The 16,865-nt window shown below is 54.1% G+C and carries 18 protein-coding genes; 3 read left to right on the forward strand and 15 right to left on the reverse strand.

Features of this window, described 5'->3' with window-relative positions; all coding sequences use genetic code 11:
- Nucleotides 1-238: 238 nt before the first annotated feature.
- Nucleotides 239-1,153 (forward strand): NAD-dependent epimerase/dehydratase family protein, encoded by a 915-nt coding sequence (locus tag EDM21_RS00085; RefSeq protein ID WP_157331744.1) that lies wholly within the window; start codon nt 239-241, stop codon nt 1,151-1,153.
- A gap of 101 nt (nt 1,154-1,254) precedes the next feature.
- On the opposite strand, the gene EDM21_RS00090 is transcribed toward EDM21_RS00085, so the two are convergent.
- From EDM21_RS00090 to EDM21_RS00100, 3 genes are read right to left on the reverse strand one after another with little or no spacing between them, the layout of a single operon-like run.
- Entirely contained in the window at nt 1,255-2,295 is a 1,041-nt protein-coding gene (locus tag EDM21_RS00090) for a glycosyltransferase family 4 protein (RefSeq protein WP_157331747.1), read from the reverse strand.
- A gap of 53 nt (nt 2,296-2,348) precedes the next feature.
- Nucleotides 2,349-2,531 (reverse strand): hypothetical protein, encoded by a 183-nt coding sequence (locus EDM21_RS00095; RefSeq protein ID WP_068774004.1) that lies wholly within the window; start codon nt 2,529-2,531, stop codon nt 2,349-2,351.
- Between the two features lie 33 nt (nt 2,532-2,564).
- Complete coding sequence (locus EDM21_RS00100) at nt 2,565-3,794, reverse strand: glycosyltransferase family 4 protein (protein WP_157331748.1); 1,230 nt, start codon at nt 3,792-3,794, stop codon at nt 2,565-2,567.
- Nucleotides 3,795-3,993: 199 nt separating this feature from the next.
- Between EDM21_RS00100 and EDM21_RS00105 the strand changes: the two genes are divergently transcribed.
- On the forward strand, nt 3,994-4,347 hold the full coding sequence (locus tag EDM21_RS00105; protein WP_157331750.1) for a hypothetical protein: 354 nt from the start codon (nt 3,994-3,996) through the stop codon (nt 4,345-4,347).
- 126 nt (nt 4,348-4,473) lie between these two features.
- On the opposite strand, the gene EDM21_RS00110 is transcribed toward EDM21_RS00105, so the two are convergent.
- On the reverse strand, nt 4,474-4,848 hold the full coding sequence (locus EDM21_RS00110) for a hypothetical protein (protein ID WP_157331752.1): 375 nt from the start codon (nt 4,846-4,848) through the stop codon (nt 4,474-4,476).
- Nucleotides 4,849-5,135: 287 nt separating this feature from the next.
- Here EDM21_RS00110 and EDM21_RS00115 point away from each other — a divergent pair, with 287 nt between their 5' ends.
- Entirely contained in the window at nt 5,136-6,332 is a 1,197-nt protein-coding gene (locus tag EDM21_RS00115; protein ID WP_157331754.1) for a glycosyltransferase family A protein, read from the forward strand.
- A gap of 66 nt (nt 6,333-6,398) precedes the next feature.
- On the opposite strand, the gene EDM21_RS00120 is transcribed toward EDM21_RS00115, so the two are convergent.
- The 11 genes from EDM21_RS00120 to EDM21_RS00170 all read right to left on the reverse strand — a co-directional run bounded on the left by EDM21_RS00120 (nt 6,399) and on the right by EDM21_RS00170 (nt 16,853).
- Nucleotides 6,399-7,481: a glycosyltransferase family 4 protein gene (locus EDM21_RS00120; RefSeq protein ID WP_157331756.1), complete on the reverse strand. Its 1,083-nt coding sequence runs from the start codon at nt 7,479-7,481 to the stop codon at nt 6,399-6,401.
- Nucleotides 7,482-7,608: 127 nt separating this feature from the next.
- Nucleotides 7,609-8,352, reverse strand: coding sequence for a glycosyltransferase (locus EDM21_RS00125; RefSeq protein WP_157331758.1), 744 nt, complete (start codon nt 8,350-8,352; stop codon nt 7,609-7,611).
- A 6-nt stretch (nt 8,353-8,358) separates the two neighbouring features.
- Nucleotides 8,359-9,198: a glycosyltransferase gene (locus EDM21_RS00130; RefSeq protein ID WP_157331760.1), complete on the reverse strand. Its 840-nt coding sequence runs from the start codon at nt 9,196-9,198 to the stop codon at nt 8,359-8,361.
- A gap of 32 nt (nt 9,199-9,230) precedes the next feature.
- On the reverse strand, nt 9,231-10,127 hold the full coding sequence (locus EDM21_RS00135; RefSeq protein WP_235917953.1) for an NAD-dependent epimerase/dehydratase family protein: 897 nt from the start codon (nt 10,125-10,127) through the stop codon (nt 9,231-9,233).
- Nucleotides 10,109-10,939, reverse strand: a complete 831-nt coding sequence (locus EDM21_RS00140; RefSeq protein ID WP_157331762.1) for a dTDP-4-dehydrorhamnose reductase family protein — start codon at nt 10,937-10,939, stop codon at nt 10,109-10,111. The genes EDM21_RS00135 and EDM21_RS00140 overlap by 19 nt, the downstream gene beginning before the upstream one ends.
- Complete coding sequence (locus EDM21_RS00145) at nt 10,936-11,922, reverse strand: polysaccharide biosynthesis protein (protein ID WP_157331764.1); 987 nt, start codon at nt 11,920-11,922, stop codon at nt 10,936-10,938. Before EDM21_RS00145 ends, EDM21_RS00140 begins: the two co-directional genes overlap by 4 nt.
- Nucleotides 11,912-13,003, reverse strand: coding sequence for a non-hydrolyzing UDP-N-acetylglucosamine 2-epimerase (wecB, locus tag EDM21_RS00150; RefSeq protein ID WP_157331766.1), 1,092 nt, complete (start codon nt 13,001-13,003; stop codon nt 11,912-11,914). Before wecB ends, EDM21_RS00145 begins: the two co-directional genes overlap by 11 nt.
- Nucleotides 13,004-13,025: 22 nt before the next feature.
- The gene (locus EDM21_RS00155) at nt 13,026-13,214 is read right to left on the reverse strand and encodes a hypothetical protein (RefSeq protein ID WP_157331768.1); all 189 of its coding nucleotides are present in this window, start codon (nt 13,212-13,214) and stop codon (nt 13,026-13,028) included.
- Nucleotides 13,215-13,219: 5 nt separating this feature from the next.
- Nucleotides 13,220-14,944, reverse strand: coding sequence for a glycosyltransferase family 4 protein (locus EDM21_RS00160; protein ID WP_157331770.1), 1,725 nt, complete (start codon nt 14,942-14,944; stop codon nt 13,220-13,222).
- 214 nt (nt 14,945-15,158) lie between these two features.
- The gene (locus EDM21_RS00165; protein ID WP_157331772.1) at nt 15,159-15,569 is read right to left on the reverse strand and encodes a hypothetical protein; all 411 of its coding nucleotides are present in this window, start codon (nt 15,567-15,569) and stop codon (nt 15,159-15,161) included.
- A gap of 117 nt (nt 15,570-15,686) precedes the next feature.
- Nucleotides 15,687-16,853 (reverse strand): CgeB family protein, encoded by a 1,167-nt coding sequence (locus EDM21_RS00170; protein WP_157331774.1) that lies wholly within the window; start codon nt 16,851-16,853, stop codon nt 15,687-15,689.
- Between the last annotated feature and the right edge of the window lie 12 nt (nt 16,854-16,865).

Here is a 16,865-nt window from a genome sequence, read left to right on the forward strand (position 1 = left end):
ATCCTTTTGCAGTTCTTCCCGATCTTCGGATAGTGCCCGCCCTGTCTCACGTCTCCAGTAACCTGATGCTTTATCTTATTGACGGGACTTCTCGGATGAAAGGGCGGGCCGCCTTGCGGATATAAAAAAGGCGGAAAAATCGGAGCCGCTCCGCTAGCGAACCCGCTGCCGCCCGGTCCTCCTCCTCGCTTAATTCATACGATGAGTAGGACTACACACTAAAATGCGAGGTGCATGTATGAGAACGGTAGTGACCGGCGGAGCGGGGTTTATCGGCTCCCACTTGTCAGAAGCCCTTGTCAGGGACGGGCATGAAGTCCATATTCTCGATAATCTGTCGAGCGGCAAGAAGGAATGGGTACCCCCAGGCTCCACCCTGCATCAAACGGACCTGACGCAGCCGGAAGCGGCCGGGCTGATCGGACAGCTGCGTCCGGAGGTCGTATTTCATCTGGCGGCCCAGGCCGATGTCCAGCGTTCCATTGCCGATCCCGCACTCGACGCGGATGTGAACATAACCGGTACGGTAAGGCTGCTGGAAGCCTGCCGGAAGCATGGCGCGGGCCGATTCGTATTCGCCTCTACGTCGGGTGTATATGGAGACAGCAGCAGCCCGTTGCTGTCCGAAGACGCGCCAGCCGCCCCCCTCTCCTATTACGGCCAGTCGAAGCTGGCGGCTGAAGGATACATCCGGATTTTCAACCGGCTGTACGGACTGCCGTATACCATTCTCCGATACGGCAACGTATACGGCCCCAGGCAGACGCCCAAGGGTGAAGGAGGCGTTGTTGCCGTATTTATGGAGCGCCTGCGCCAGAATCTGCCGCTTGGCATCCACGGCGACGGGGAGCAGACGCGCGACTTCATCTATGTCCGTGACGTAGTCGAGGCCAATCTGTCCGCCGCCTCAGCCCCGGGAAGCGGAGTCTATCATGTGAGCACAGGCCGCCCCACTACCATACGCCGAATCGCCGAGCTCCTTGGAGACTTCCGGGGACAGGAAGTCCCCATTCATTTCACACCACCGCGTCCCGGCGATATCCGCCACAGCTGTCTGGATAATACCAGAGCGAAGCAGAGTCTCGGATGGTCGCCCCGCTTCCGTGTCGAGGAGGGACTTCTCGACACGTACACTTCCTTCCTCGGCAAGTAGCCGCCTTGCCGGGCGCAGCACTCCCGCAGGCGGTCCGGATTCATCAAGAGGCCCCGGTATTCTCTTCTGACAGGAGAATACCGGGGCCTCTTGCTCCTGGCTCAGCGGCTGTTCCAGATCGTATGGATGGCCTGCGCGAATGCTTCTACACTTCGCGCCCAAGGCCACTGATATGAATCCGATTCGCCTTGGAGGGCAAGACGGCTGCGAAGTTCCTTATCGTGGATCAACCGGATTATATCGGCCGCCAGGCGGTTCTGATAGCGGTAGGACAGGAGACAGTTATGCTCATGTCTCGCGTAATCCAGATTGCCCCCCGAATAAGTCGTAACAAGCGCCGCCCCGCATCTCATCGCCTCCAGACCCGGCAGAGATCCCGAATCATAGAGGGAGGAACTGACGTAGATATCCGTTTTGTTGTACAGGTAACGGAGTTCTTCATCCTTATTCGGCAGACAGAATTGAAAGCTGCCCGTATCACGCAGACGCTGCAGAGTCGGTGCCGTATGAAATTCATCCGGCGGGCAGATCAGATTAATTTCAGTATCGGGATAATAGTGTTTGACGAAAGCGAGTTGGCTGACCAGGTAATCCTGATCCCGGTGCCAGGCGATTCCACCCTCCGAATTGCGGACGACAGCCGATATTTTCACAGTGGGAGGCGTAGAATGGCGCAGATTCAGATTGTGCATGAACGGGTCAATTCCAATGGGTACAATATGTCCCCGGATTCCATGATTCAGCTCGATAAGTTTCTGCTGCCAGCCGGACAGCACGATTAAATGCGGTGTGCAGTGATAAGTAGGAAAGGTGATATGATCATCCGGCAAAAAGGTAGGTTCATAACAGAGACTGAAACGGGCATGAACGCTCCGGTCTCTCCTGCTTGCTTCCACGCATGCGGGCACTGTCGTATAGAAATTGGAAATGACTATATCTCCGGGGGGGATGTCATCGGCATCCAGCGTAATGCTGTGACGGCCCCGGACGATCTTGGACCGCAGATCAAACTTCACCTCTGCATGGGCAGGCATAACGATCGTGACATCATACCCCTGATCTGCTAATCCGTTCGTAATTTCTGCGAGCATTCGCTGGGCTCCGCCAAAATTCAAAGTCAGGATGGGAAAGACGAGTCTCATGCTCTTCCTCCTTTCACATAAACACTTCCTGTTTCCTTTCTTTGCAGGCTGTTCTAACCGTTGGGATGATTGTTCAGAATGTGCAGAATAACGGGATCAGGCATCCGGTAACTGTCAGGGAGCCCGGCTCTGATCTGGTTCCAAAGCTTGTAATCGACAAGATATTCGGGATTGGACACCTGTACGGAAAAAAGCGAATTGTAAAGATCACCCATTACATAGACTTTCTCGCTCATAATCATTCTCCTTTCTCATGCACCCATTGCATTTCAGGCCTGGGCGGCGGCTTTAGCAACCGCTCTGCCGTATACATCGAGAAGCCTCTGAACCATCAGATCCATGGACCAGTGGACCGCTCCCCACTGCCCCGCTTCCCTGCCCATCGCTTCCCGCATAGCCGTGTTCTCCAGCAGCGTATACAAATGCGTGAACAACTGCTGGCTGTTACCCGATTGGAAGATAAGTCCCGTACGGCCGTGTTCGACCATTTCGGGCACACCTGTGGCGTCGCTGACCACGGACGGCTTCCCTGCCAGCTGCGCTTCAATCAGCGATAAGGGCTGATTGTCTACATAGCTCGGCTGGACGAATATATCGGATTGGGCAAGCAAATACGGCACGTCGCTGCGCCTGCCCAGGAACTGAACGGTCTCCAGCAGCCCCAGCTCCGTACACTGCCTGTTAAGCTCCGCTTCCATATCTCCCTCTCCCACAATCCAGCAGACGAAATCGTCCCGTACCGTCCGAAGCAGTGCAGCAGCCTCGATGAGCAGGGAAACTCCCTTAATGGGAATGAGGCGGCCTGTGAAGATGATCGCTTTTTTGCCGGGAGGCTTATAGACAGGAGAACTCGAATACCCCATTTGCGCATAAAAATCTCTCGTATCGTATCCGTACTGAAACACTTCTACCTGATGCTGAGGCACAGAATACTCCGTTGTCAGCAGCTGTTTCAGCCACTGGGAGGACGCGATTGTAATATCGCTGCTTGTGGCGCCGAGATGCTCAATCGCCGACTGGAACCGCCAGATAACGGATTCCCCGAGATTTACGTTATTCTCCATCAGATGCAGCTTGATCTCGTGGGCCACAGAGCCGTGCAGGCTGGCGACGAGTCCGGTACGTGCCGGTTTGATCCGCTTGAAAGACCGGGTAGCCAGGACGTCCTGTGTATGAATCACGTCATATTTATCCAGTCCGAAATAAGCGGCCGCCAGCTCCATGCAAAGTGTGTTCAACTCAAAATGCGAGAGCCAGGAACTGGAGTGAAGAACCGGATACAGCTCAGGGGTTATCTTCTTCTCCAGAAACGGCCGCACCGCATCTTTATGGAATACACGACCACTAAACGGCATATGAAACACGCTTTCATCCTCACTGTTGCCGAATACATCGACTTCGTGACCCAGCGCCTCCAGCTTTTCCTTCATATTAACCATAAGCGGCCACACCCCGCCCAAATGCGGAAGCCGCCAGTAGGTAGCGAGCAGTATCTTCAAGAATTGTCCCCTCTTTTCTGCGCGAGACTCCTAAGCAGCGTCTTGTCACCCGCATACATTTATCCCTACAGCATATGCGGCTATGCGTCTTTTCCACGGGTCGTTTGCCTCACCAGGCTCAAAATGTGTACGTGTCCATACGCCTGCGGAACATTTACATATACTGAACTATGCCGGATTGAACGGAAGGAAGGTGACCATGTCTATTTACCGTTTTGACGCCTATGAATACGGATCCTGCGATTCACGCTATATCCAGTGTTTTGATCTGATCTTCCAGAATATCGCCCAGCGGCACTTTGACGTGCTTGTTCAAGGCTATCAGGGCGAGAACCGTTTTGTTCTGGGGCTGTACCATCTTGATCCTGCGCCGCAGCCCGGCTCCATTGCCCAACTGCCGACTGCGTACAACCATAATCAGCCGTTTACGCTCTACATTCACACGAATCTGACAACCCCATACCCCCTGACGATGACGATGTACGCTAAGAACGAAGGAGCTCTGATCGCAGCATTCACCCATAATGAATTGACGGTCATCGATCCGCTTTGAACCTTGTATTTCGCCATACAAAGAGGCCCTTCCTCAGGAAGCGGCCTTTTAGAGTTACGTTTCTTTTGTAAGCTTGCCGCAGCCGGAAGTACGTATTCGCAGGCATACGGGCCAATCGTCCGGAAACTAGCCTCCCAATGACGGAATCGGGGTCAGTTCTGATTGCAGTACACGTTGAGCAGGTACGAGATTGTTGAAAGTATCCAAACCGAACACGGAAGCAACGACCAGATTAGGCTGCGGGGCAACAACAGCTATCTGGACTTCATAAGCCAGCACACCGGCAATAAAAAATAAACGGATATCTGCAAACCCCGGCGGTACCGTGTACGTCTGGAAATAAAGCGGGGTCTTGGCAACACCCGTACTCAGCGTATAAAAGATTTCAACGACAATCTGGGCTGTATTTACCGCGTCTTCGTTGCTGATATTAACGGCTACATTCGCGGCGGCTGTTCCGAAATCCCTCGTATTGAGTATCAATCCTGTCGTAAAGGCCATCTTTTCACCCCCATTCCAGTGGTCTCTCAGGCAGTATATTCATAGCCGTAAGAAAAGATTGGACGACCCCCGGGGACGTCCGAAATTCGGGATATTGCCTGCCTTCGCAACTTCGAAAGTCGACGAAATGGCCGCTATCGAAATGGACAACTGTGAAATTAGTTGCATCTCTCATGCAGTGTCCACACCCGTCAAATGGAATGGAATAAACTGAAGTATGCAACTCACAGATCGGCAGCACATAGGGCCGTTACAACTAACCGGCCGGAAAAGAGGGGATATTGCCCATGAGAGATGTCGGCATCGTTATGCCGGTATATTTGCAGAAACCGTCTTATTTACAGGAAGCCATTGAAACTATTCTTAACCAGACGTATACCGATTTCCGGTTTATTATTGTTATCGATGGCGTATCGGAACAAATGGGCCCGCAGATCCGGCAACTGACTGCTCACGACAAGCGAGTCGAAATTCTCGAGAATGACCGGAATATGGGGGTTTCCGCTTCACTGAACCGGGGATTTGAGCCGCTTTTTGAAGATCCGGATATCCGGTATATTACCTGGGTATCCAGCGATAACCGCACCCATCCTTATTTCATAGAACTTCTCCGCCATGAACTCGTACTTGCACCAGAGGAAGTCGGGCTGGTCTACAGCTGTTTCCGTGAAATAGACGGAGAGGGACGTCCGCTTCGCGACGAGGCCTTCCAGGAGGAATTCCGCCGGTACCAGGATAAGCCGAAGGAGGAGCTTCTGGACGTATGTATTGTCGGGGTATCCTTCATGTACAAATCCTCTTACGCCAGGAAGATAAACGGTTATCATATGGAACCCGTAGAAGATTATGAATATTGGCTGAGGCTATCAGACTTATGCGATCTGCGGTATATCCCCGTAGAACTTGTCGAGTACCGGGTGGACTCGGATTTCAGCATTTCGGCCCGTCTCAAAGGTTCCATCGAGCAGCACAGGCGCTGGCGCCATGCTTTCCGTCTGACCAAGATGCAGGCCAGAAGAAGAAAGAATATCCCTCTGGAAACAACCATTTACTTACCGGTGACAGAAGCTTCCGAGAAGCTTCCGGAGCGGCTCGACCAGCTGCTGGACCAATACTACAGCAACTTTCAGGTGGTTGTTGTTGACGTGACCTCCGCTCAGTGCGCCCCCGACCTTCTGCGTGATATTAAAGATCCTCTGCTGAGCTTCCGTTCGTTTCCCGGGGCCGCACCCGTTAAAGCCGTTTGTGCCTGCCTGGAAGAGCTTACGACTCCATTCGCTTCTGTTGCTTACAGGGAAAAAGATTTTGAATATATGGATCTTCAAATTTTAACGAACGCCCTGCGCGCAGCTCCGGCGGGAACTCTATCCGTTTCCTACAACAGCAGCCGGAGTGATCTTGCCTATCGTTTCGACCCTCGGGCGGGCATGCCTTCGACGGAGCTTTTCCTGTCCGCCAGGCTGAAAGAGCTGCTGCTGAAATAGTCAGCCGACACCCGGCCCCAGATTCCGATTCCATGACAAAACGCTTGGCGATAACCGCCAAGCGTTTTAAGTGCGCTTCTCCATCACTGGGATACCCAGCTCACCCAGCATATGAGTGAATTGCTCGGCATACAGGCCGGGAGAGAACTGCTGCGCCGCATGCCGGCTTGCCCGGTAGCGTATTTCTTCCCGCAGCGGCACGTTCTCCATCAGCTCCGAGATTTGCCTGTACGCCTCTTCATGATCGTCGTGGGGATAGAATCTTCCCGTCACGCGGTCTGCGATGAAACTTCTGACTCCGTCCGAATCGGTGCTGACTACGGGACACCGGCAGCACATAGCCTCCAGGACCGCGTATCCGAATCCCTCTACACGCGAGGTCGACAGCAGAACACCGCCGGAATCGCCGATGATGGAGTACTGCCTGGCCATCTCTTTGTGCGGGATATTGGGCATGACGGTCAAACTCGAGCCCAGCTGGTAATCCCTTACCATCCTGCGGAAATCTTCTTCCTCGGGGCCGAGCGTATTATCTACATACATACGGATTTCAAACGGCCGCCCGCGGGTCTTGAACAAACGGCCGATCTCCAGCAGGCTTCGCCAGTTTTTATTCCGTTCGAGTCTCCCCACCCATCCGATAATAGGGACAGGGGCCACTGTATCCCCTTGAAAACGGAAACGATCCGAATCTATGCAGTTATGAAAACTGAACCTTCTCATACGGGCGTAATGTGTGTCGAAAATTTGAATCAGATGCGGGGTACGGGGGTACAGGACACCGTCGGCGTGAAGAACGAGCAGCGGAGCAATCCGTTTCAGAATAAATTCCGCCTCTTCTACGCTTCCGAGCCCCTGTGCCTCATAGATAATTTTTCCTTTATAGCCGCCCATACGCAAAGGAAGAATCAGCTCCGCCACCGTAGAAATAATAACGGCGTCAAACTGTTCACGTGCGACAAGTTCCCGGATCTCTTTCTCGTCCCCGGTCACGTATACGGGAATGCCGTCCAGATTCTGCAGTCCCGTCCCTTTGTGCAAATACAGCAGGCTGCACGCTATCCCGATCTTTCCCAGCGCGATAATCCGCTGCCGGTTCAGGGTTTCCATCCCTCCGCTCGGGATATAGAACACAAATAGCAGCTTCATGACTCACCTTCTTTCCAACTGCTTTAAACGAGGCTGCCCGCATACACCAGACCGCTAGTCATCCTCTGAATCCGCAAAAGGACCCTAACAATCCGATTGTTCCTATCGGACTTCCGCTTGCGCCCGGCTACTTCTCTGTTTCCATAGAAGCGATGCGGGCTGCAACCACCGGGTTGTATCTGGCACGCAGCACAGCCACCTCCTGCTCTGCGGCCTGCTGATGATTCCGGCTTCCCATCGCAGGATGGAACCGGTACTGGGTCAGCTTCTCGTTCAGGAATTCCATCTGTACTCCGGCAGCCGCAAGGCGCAGCCACATCTCCAGGTCCTGCGTGTACTTAAATGTCTCGTCGAATAAGCCATAGCGCCTGAACAGCTCTTTATGCATCACAACCGTGCAGCCGTTAATGGGATTGTACTGGAGCATGTAGGTGTACAGCTTCGAAGACGTCGTAAAGTGCAGGGTGTTCCCGGCATCCGTAGGAAAATTAGGTGCGTGCATGACACGGCCATGCTCATCGACGACTTCATAATTCGTGAAACCGACAAGTGCATTCTTTAAGCTTAATTCCGCTATTTGAGCCGTTAACTTATGGGGATAGAAACGATCATCCGAACTAAGCCAGGCGATATAGTCGCCGGTAGCTTGGCGGATTCCATGATTTAATGCGGAAGCTGTCCCTCCGTTCGCTTTACCTAAATAATGTATCCACGGCATATAGGGCGTTATTCTTTCCTGATGCCGGGTGGAACCATCGTCAACGACAATAATTTCTATATCGGGATAAGTCTGGCTCAAAGCACTTACGATGGCCTGATCTACATAAGCACAATTGTAAAATGGGATAATGATGCTCACCCGGGGCGGCATAATCTTCTACCTCCTTCCTTTCCTTTTTCCTGACTTGCCCGATGCGCTTGCAGGCTTAGCAAGCTTTCTTTTCCGGCGTTTGGCTGCGCCGGCGCCAGCTTTGCGCAGCGGACGCCTTCTCGTGGCAAGAAGGCTCTTCTGGCTGCGGGAAAGGCGCAGAAGAAGCTTCCGGTACCGGCTTCTTACGCTTAATACCTCTTCCCAGATGGCAGGCTGATGCAGGACGGTCCCCATTCCGCCATGAAGACGGTACAAGGTCAGCGGATAATCAAAGAAATCCAGAGGAAAACCCGCCAGAAGCACCCGGATCCAGAACTCATAATCCTGTGTGTAGCGGAGTGTCTCGTCGAAATAACCGACCGCATCAAATAAGTCCCTGCGCATCATGACCGTGCAGCCATTGACCGGGCAAATGGATAAAAAAGAGCGTGTAAATTCATGCGGATACCGGTACCGGTAAGCCACATTCGCATGCGTCACGGCTCCAGACTCATTGATCTGATCGAAGCCTGTATGGCTGAATAAGGAATTCCGCTCCAGCATGAACTGCACTTGGCGTTCCATCTTATCGGGATAAAAAAGATCATCCGAGCTGAGCCACGCTGTATAATCGCCAGTGGCGCTCCGGAAGCCGAGATTCAGCGCAGATGCGGCTCCCCCGTTTTCCTTTCCGATATAGATCAGCCGGTCCATGTATGGCTCCAGTTTTTCCTTATGAAGAGTAGAGCCGTCATCCACCACAATCAGTTCGATATTGGTGTAGGTCTGGTTCAGCACGCTGGAAACCGCCTGATCCACGTACGGACAATTATAGAAGGGAATCACGACCGTTACTTTCGGCAGCATGCATTCACCTCTTTTCTTCTATATGGCATGAGTCAGACATGTCTGTAATAGTCCAGCGCATCCGAGAGTGATTGCTCAAACGGAATTCGCGCCGACCATCCCAGCGCTTTCAGAGCCGTTACATCCATTCGTCTGACAAGTTCCGGACGCGGTTTATTCTCGACCTCCAGCGGAAGCGATGCAGAAGTGAGCGATTGGAAGACCGACACAATCTCGCCTAGGGAGCGCGGCTGCTCTGTCCCAATCGAGTAAACGGCGCCCGGCACTCCTTGGTCGAGAATGATTTTGTATGCCGATACCGCATCCCGCACATCCACATAGTCGCGTTCTTCGCCCAGTGAGGACAGACGCAGCGGTTCGTGCGCTGCACCTGTCTCCAGGCCGGCTATTTTGCGGGCAAGCAGACCGCATATACCTGTGGAGGGACCCGGTCCGATCAGATTGGACGGCAGAGCCACCATGATCTGCTGCGAGAACCACAGGTGCCAAGCCTGAGCTGCATACATCAGCAGCATTTTGCTAAAGCCGTACGGATGCGGAATCGGCTGTCCGGCAGCGGCTGTGCCAAGCATGGACCCCGCAACAAGAATCCGTGTGTCCGGACAAGACCGGAGCGCCTCGAGAAGGTAAACCGGGGCCATCAGATTCGCCTGCAGGAATGAGCCGGGATCACGCCAGGACTCCGCTACCGAATTGCGTCCTGCCAGATGCAGTACCCAGTCCGGTCTGATTTCGTGAACCAGGCGAGAGACATCCTCCGGCTTTGTCAAGTCACAGACATAGGGGGTTCCGCCTGTGACCCGGGCGGAGGCACTTCGTACGACGGCTGCGACCTCCATACCGAGCGATGCGAAATACGAGCAGGCCGCAAGGCCTGTAAAGCCGCTGGCTCCCGTGATGAGAATCCTGGTCATTCCCGCCACATCCATTCGCTTAATTCCTTCAGCATCGTATCGTAAGCGGGCGCAGTATACCCGATCTCCGGTCGGGTGCTTCTGAGTGTCCGATTGAGCTCTACGGACGAGTCTTCGCGAATCTTAATATCCGGCCGGCCGAAATGGCTGCGGAATACATGCAGCAGTTCGTACTTGCTTATTCTTTCCGGGGCAGTCAGATGTACCAGTCCGGTTATTTCCGGTTTCACAAGGATATCCCTGATGAACTTGGCCAGCTCCAGTGTCGTCACGCCGTTCCAGTAAGCTCTCGTATATCCCTTCACTTCACCGGTCTGGCCAAGAAACCACTCCAGAAGACCGATCCCCCCCGGTCGGATCTCGGGCCCGATAATAGAAGTCCGCACCGTGAGATGAGGGGCTTCTATTACTTCGCCAAGAGCTTTGGAACGGCCATACACGGATATACTGTCCGGCTCATCGTCCTCGGTATGGTCACCGTGACGGCCCGAGAACACGCAGTCTGTACTGATATGAATCAGCCGGCTTCCGGCACTCCGGGCTGCTTCAGCCAGATCGTGCGGAAAAATCCCATTAACGCGGAAGGCGTTAACGGGGTCAGCTTCGGCAAATTGATTCAAGATGCCGATGCAGTTAATTACGGCATCCGGCCTGATTGCCTCCATCAGGCTGCGGATCCGGGTCATATCCCGGGCATCAGCCTGAAGTCCGTTCCGATCGCTCCGGTCCCGGGTCGTGTAGGCAACGCTGTATGCGGGCAGTCTGCGGAAATATTGTACTAGTAAGTGTCCTGCCATTCCCTGCCCGCCCACGACGAGCAGTTTCATGTGAGAAACCCTCCTTTGACCAGCAGAGCTCTGATCTCGTCTTTCTCCATGAGATTGTCTTTGGAAGAGAAGCTTGTAATATCAGCCCCCGGGTAAGCGGAATAGTATTCCTTGAGTCCAGGAATATCAAGAGTCGGCAGAATGACCAGATACTGTTCGTCGTACAGAATGGTCGTCTGGCTTTCGAATTCCGTCAGCAGAATTTCATGGATTTTCTCGCCTGGTCTCGTACCGGTCTCTGCAATCCGGACGTCGCTTTTGCCCGAAGCTTCGATAAGAATATCCGCAAGATCAATGATTTTGCACGTCGGCATCGTCATAACGAATATTTCACCGCCCAGACTTTCTTCCGAAGCTTTGAACAAGAGAGTAATGGCATCCTCCAGTGTAAGAAAGAACCGGGTCATCCCTTTATCTGTAATTGAAATTTGACTTTTCTCATGAATCTGCTTCGTGAACAAGTGAATCACGCTGCCGTTCGTCCCCAGCACGTTACCGCCCCGGACACACACGAATTTCGTCTCCGTACGCAGCAGGTTGGCGTGTACGATCAGTTTTTCCCCGATAGCTTTGGTCATGCCGTAGAAGTTGGAAGGATTGGCGGCTTTATCGGTTGAGATATAGATCACTTTCTTCACGTTGTTTTCGATAGCCGCTTCAATGACATACTGTGTCCCTACTACATTCGTTTTGAGTGCTTCATAGGGCTGCTCCTCACAGACGGGCACATGTTTGAGCGCCGCCAGATGAAAAATATAATCGACCCCCGCACAAGCGCGGATCAGCGCCTCCCGGTCACGGATATCACCGATGCAGAAGCTGAGACGGCTGTCCTCGAATGACCTCTGCATCGCCACCTGTGTCGATTCATTACGGGAAAACACAATAATTTCATTCGGATTCTGGGGGAGGAGCTGCCGAATTAGTTCATAGCCCCAGGACCCTGTTCCCCCCGTTACCAAGATTCTCGTGTTACGAAACATGAAGGTTCCCTCCCAGCAAATATTTCACAACTTTAGCCGATACATCCGTATCCAAATAGCCTTCCGGACAATGCCAGGAGCGAGGCAATTCTTTCATCAATCCGGCGGCATCTATAATTCTTTGAGCTTGCAGTCCCGACACAATATTGCTGCCGCAATCAATGGTTTCCGGTCTTTCCGTCGTCCTGCGGACCGTTACTGCCGGCACGCGGAATATACAGCATTCCTCCTGAACGGTTCCGCTGTCAGTCAGCACGCAGCCGGCATTCTTCTCCAGCTTGACAAAGTCGAAGAATCCGAAGGGCTCGTGAAATTCCACAAGCGGGTGGACGGTCAAGTCTTCCTCAGACAGCTTCGACTTGGTGCGCGGATGCAGGCTGCAGATTATCCGTAGGCCGAATTTCTCCGCCGTTCCGCTGAGCCCCTTCACAATCTCCTGCAGATGCGGGGAATGATCCACATTCTCAGCGCGGTGAATCGTCGCAGCCATATATTCGCCTTCCCTGAGCCCAAGCCGCTCCAGTACGCCGCTTGCTTCTATTTGCGCAGCGTAATGCTGCAGTACCTCGTAAATCGGATTACCCGTGAGTACGATCCGCTGGCTCGGCACCCCCTCCCGGATCAGGTGTTCCTTGCTCTGCTTCGTATACGGCATATTAATCGTCGAAACCGCATCTATAATTCGGCGGTTCTTCTCTTCGGGTACTGTAAGATCAAAACAACGGTTGCCCGCTTCCATATGAATAACGGGGATGCCCATCCGTTCGGCCAGGATAGCCCCCAGAGCACTGTTGGTGTCCCCCAGAAGAAGAACACGGTCGGGACGTTCCCGGATGAAGATCGTTTCCAGTTCAGAGAACATAGTCGCCAGCTGGCCTCCCAGGGATTGCTGACGGTCCTGAAGCACATGGTCCGGCTGCCGCAATCCCAGTTCTCTGAAGAACACGTCGCTCAGTGTATACGTAAAGTTCTGGCCCGTATGCACCACAATATGCTTTTCCGCCAACCGGTCCAGTTTCTGCATAATGAGGCTGAGACGGATAATTTCAGGCCGGGTTCCGAGCAGCGTCAAGATTTTCAATTCCTGCACCTTCCTTCCGTGATTACCGAGCGATTGATAAGCCTTCATGCATACACACGGCAGGGGGATAGGACCGCTTGCGCTCATGAGCACGTTCAATCCGTTCTCCCGGCTGCTTAGCCGCCCCTTCCACCGGCTTGCAGGCACCCGTTCGCAGCCTGACCTCTGGCGCCGCCTTTGCGCAGGCAGCCCCGCCCCGGCGCGTACGCAATCCCGCTACCTCCGCCTGCGCCCCCGGTCCTTACCGGCCTTCGTGCGGGAGGCTCTGCTGCGCTGCACGCTTGCTGCCGGACGCCCCTGCTGCCCGCGCGCCGGCCTGCTTCCCGCTCGGCTGCGCCTTGCAGAGCGGCTTGTGCCGGGCTGCCCCCGGCCGGTGCCGCTCTTGCGCTGCATACGCGAGGACCGGGCCTTGGTCCCGGGCTTGCGTCCGGCTGCGCTCCTCCGCCCGGAGCGTCCGCTTCCGGCAGCCGCAGCCCGCTTCTTGCGGCGTGCGCGTCGCCCCGCACCTCCATGACCCGGCAGGGGAGCCGCTTCACCGAAAGAACACGCCGCAAATCCGAGCGGCTGTGAAGCAATCAGCGCCTGAGGCACCTGCACAGGTACCGGCGGCAAGCCGAGCAGACGGAGCTGCCCCGCTGTAACCGGGTAGCGGACCCCATCCCGCAGCACGTACAGCTGCGGATCGTTTCCGCGTACAAGGACTGCCGGCTTCGCAATGGCTGCGAGCACGGGTGAAGCGGCTTTGACGGCTGCAATCCGCGCCTCCATGCCTGCCAGCAGACTTTGCTGGCGGATGCGGTACATGTCAATGCCGAACGTTTGCGAAGCCGCAGCGAGATTGCGGCCCCCGGTCACCCCTCTCAGCTCCGGATCCGCAACCAGCTCTGCGATCCGTCCGGCGAGGCCGGCCACATCCCCTCTCATGACGAGAAAACGGCCATTATCCGTATGGTTCAAAACTTCACGCAGGCCCCCGGAATCGAATGCTACAACCGGCTTCCCGAATAGCATTCCCTCAAGGGCCGTCATCCCGAAACCTTCCTCTGCCAGACTCGGTACGACCACAACATCCATAGCCGGATAAATCTTACCGATGTCACGTTCGAAATCTACCCAATGGAAACGCCGCCCATAGCCGGAGACGGCCGTTTTCTCATAACATTTCCTGTAAAATCCGATGTCCGTCGCACGTCCGGCTATTATAAATTGTACTTGCGGGCCGGCCGGACAGAGCTGCAAGGCCGCTTCAATAAAGTGCTCCAATCCCTTGGTCGGGTAAATGTCTGAAGATATATATCCGGCCAGAACCGTATCTTCGCTTATGCCGAAGCTTCCTCTCAACCTTTGCCTCGACTCCGCCCACTGCTCCGGTTGAATACTCTCGGGATGCCAGGAAGGATACAACACCGGGTTCGCTTCGCTCCCTGATCCCCCGAATGCGGTGAGCGTCGCTTCTGATATACCCGCCACAAGATCTGCGTGTGCGTTAATATAATTTACAGAAACCGGCGTAAACCCGGTGTCTATCATTTTCTCTGTGATCATCCACAGAACGGGAATCCCGAGCGCCTTGGCGGCCAGAGGGGGCAGCACATTCACACAAGTATTGGCAATGACCAGCTCAGGCGCATACTCCCCCAGCACACACAGCAGCCCGCTCATGGCTCCCCGCTCTTTAACAGGCAGATCCTCCAGCTGCTGCTGCAGACCGGGTCCTGGCGTATATATTTCCCACAGCAGCGGATAGGAGACGCTGACCGTGTAAATCCCCGCTTCCCTTGCTTCTCTTGACAGAATACCCTCACCGGGCACAACCAGGATGCAATCATGCTGTGCCTGAAGTTCTCTTGCCATGAAGAGCAGCAGCTTCTCGGCTCCGGTTATATGTTCCTTTGAACAAAGGTGGGAGAAGAGCATAATCCTCATGCTTCGTGCGCTCATCGGCAACATACCTAAACCGCAGGTATGATGTTCACCTCCTTTTGTCTGGGTAGTACAATATATTAGCGGGGCATTCTTCACGGCACGACAGTTGAACCCGTATCATTCGTACAAATTTCAGAAGCACTCTTCCGCCCGGATGCCATAAAAAAGAAACGGGCTCGCCCCGGAACTGTAAAATCCGTTCCGGGAAGCCCGTTCCTGTATGTGGTCATCAAACTTGAGGCGGGTTCTGCAGAGTTTGTTCTCCATCAAGCAGTCCTTGAGCAAGACCTGCTTGAAACCCCGTATTATAGCCTTCATGAAACGCCCGATTGTATACGGGACCAGCTGCTTTTCTGCGTTTTACAACCGTTTTCTTCCGGCCTTTGCGGAGATCTGCCGCAGTTCTCCGCTTCGCTCTCGTTTTGCTTTTCGCAGCGGCAGCTGCGGCTTTTTTGGGAGAGCTGCTTTTCCGGAAGGGACGAGCCTGTTTTGCGCCCGCAGGGCCGGCAGCGGCTTTCTTTCCTTTCACTACCCGCACGGATTTCAAGCGGGCAGCTCTGGTTGCCTGCTTAGAGGTTGAACCGCCGGGCCCTCCAGATGAGCGTTTTGAACGGCCCGCCTGTTTTTTATAGGTGTCCATCGCTTGCTGTCATTCCCTCCTGCCAGTCGGCCGGCAAGTAATCTTGCTTAAGCACTCCCTGTAGTATATGCCGCATGAACGCGGGCGTTCGTTGGACGGATTCTTCCTCCGGAACAGCTATAGGACGGGGTCAACCTCGGGTTGTGCAGCAACCTGCACTTCCCCATCTGTGAAAGCGACACGGAACAGCTCCGACAGCCTGTGTGTGAATGTATGCTCCCGCATCGTCTTGTTGAGCCCCCGCAGCGCAATTTCTCTGCGTTCATCCTCGTGAGTCAGATAATAATCCAATTTATCCCGCAGTTCCTCTGCCGAGGCATAGGTTACAATTTCCGAGTCGGGGATATAGAACCGGGATAAATCATCACGGATATCCGTCAACTGAAGCACCCCGCAGGCGGATATTTCAAACGTACGCGGATTCGGTGAAATAGCACGGATCCCCCTGCTGTTATTATTGAACTGCTCATCATCGAAAGCCCGGTGCAAGTTGATTACGATTTTGGACCCGTTGTAATAATCCGACGTTTCTTCCGGCTGCATCCATTTGTTCAGATTAATCCGGCGCGCCAGCTGCCGGTAAGAAGCCAGACGGTCCCACCACAGTCCGGAGAAGTGAATATCATGCTTCAATAAAGAGGGAGTAATGGAGTTGAAGAGATTAACCCGGTTCCAATAACCCGACCCTACAAAACTTACCGCACGGTGATTATCGGCAGAGACTGCCTTCGGACGGTACATTCCCGGATAAACCGCCATAGGAAGATAATGTACATTCTTACAGCCATGCTCTATATAAAAAGCGACACAGTTAAGCTCCATCGTAAATACATAGTCAAAAGCCAAAGCCAGATTCAGCGTCACATCCGTATAGTACGGATCATCCAGCAGCCACACCGCTGTGCGGATCCCCCACATCCGGATCTGATCCAGCTGATCGGGCGGCAGCATCATCGCATCCAGAACCAGCACAAAATCCGGATTTTCCTGAGCGGCCACCAGAGACAGCTCCGAAGTCGGCTGCGTCCATACGAGCTCCCTCACCAGGGGCCGGATACTTTCGATGACCGCTGTATCCAGCGGGGAGTAAGGGAGCCCTTTGCCCGAGGTTACATACAGCACCTTCTTATCCCAGACAGGAACCGGTTCCTGCGGGAGCTGCCGCATAATAGATTCGCAGCGGCCAAGACGGTACCCGGATTCAGCCCCCAAGGCATATCCGTTCTGCCAACCTTCGGCTTGAGCGGCTGCTAGCGTTTGCCTTCGTTTCTTATGAGCCGGCATGTCATCTCATCT

This window comes from Paenibacillus lutrae (assembly GCF_009757775.1).
Classification (GTDB): domain Bacteria; phylum Bacillota; class Bacilli; order Paenibacillales; family NBRC-103111; genus Paenibacillus_F; species Paenibacillus_F lutrae.

Excerpts from the sequence above, each read along its gene's own strand:
- EDM21_RS00085 (WP_157331744.1), top strand. The coding sequence starts at position 239 with ATGAGAACGGTAGTGACCGGCGGAGCGGGGTTTATCGGCTCCCACTTG.
- EDM21_RS00090 (WP_157331747.1), bottom strand. The coding sequence starts at position 2,295 with ATGAGACTCGTCTTTCCCATCCTGACTTTGAATTTTGGCGGAGCCCAG.
- EDM21_RS00095 (WP_068774004.1), bottom strand. The coding sequence starts at position 2,531 with ATGAGCGAGAAAGTCTATGTAATGGGTGATCTTTACAATTCGCTTTTT.
- EDM21_RS00105 (WP_157331750.1), top strand. The coding sequence starts at position 3,994 with ATGTCTATTTACCGTTTTGACGCCTATGAATACGGATCCTGCGATTCA.
- EDM21_RS00110 (WP_157331752.1), bottom strand. The coding sequence starts at position 4,848 with ATGGCCTTTACGACAGGATTGATACTCAATACGAGGGATTTCGGAACA.
- EDM21_RS00115 (WP_157331754.1), top strand. The coding sequence starts at position 5,136 with ATGAGAGATGTCGGCATCGTTATGCCGGTATATTTGCAGAAACCGTCT.
- EDM21_RS00120 (WP_157331756.1), bottom strand. The coding sequence starts at position 7,481 with ATGAAGCTGCTATTTGTGTTCTATATCCCGAGCGGAGGGATGGAAACC.
- EDM21_RS00125 (WP_157331758.1), bottom strand. The coding sequence starts at position 8,352 with ATGCCGCCCCGGGTGAGCATCATTATCCCATTTTACAATTGTGCTTAT.
- EDM21_RS00130 (WP_157331760.1), bottom strand. The coding sequence starts at position 9,198 with ATGCTGCCGAAAGTAACGGTCGTGATTCCCTTCTATAATTGTCCGTAC.
- EDM21_RS00135 (WP_235917953.1), bottom strand. The coding sequence starts at position 10,127 with ATGGATGTGGCGGGAATGACCAGGATTCTCATCACGGGAGCCAGCGGC.
- EDM21_RS00140 (WP_157331762.1), bottom strand. The coding sequence starts at position 10,939 with ATGAAACTGCTCGTCGTGGGCGGGCAGGGAATGGCAGGACACTTACTA.
- EDM21_RS00145 (WP_157331764.1), bottom strand. The coding sequence starts at position 11,922 with ATGTTTCGTAACACGAGAATCTTGGTAACGGGGGGAACAGGGTCCTGG.
- EDM21_RS00160 (WP_157331770.1), bottom strand. The coding sequence starts at position 14,944 with ATGAGCGCACGAAGCATGAGGATTATGCTCTTCTCCCACCTTTGTTCA.
- EDM21_RS00165 (WP_157331772.1), bottom strand. The coding sequence starts at position 15,569 with ATGGACACCTATAAAAAACAGGCGGGCCGTTCAAAACGCTCATCTGGA.
- EDM21_RS00170 (WP_157331774.1), bottom strand. The coding sequence starts at position 16,853 with ATGCCGGCTCATAAGAAACGAAGGCAAACGCTAGCAGCCGCTCAAGCC.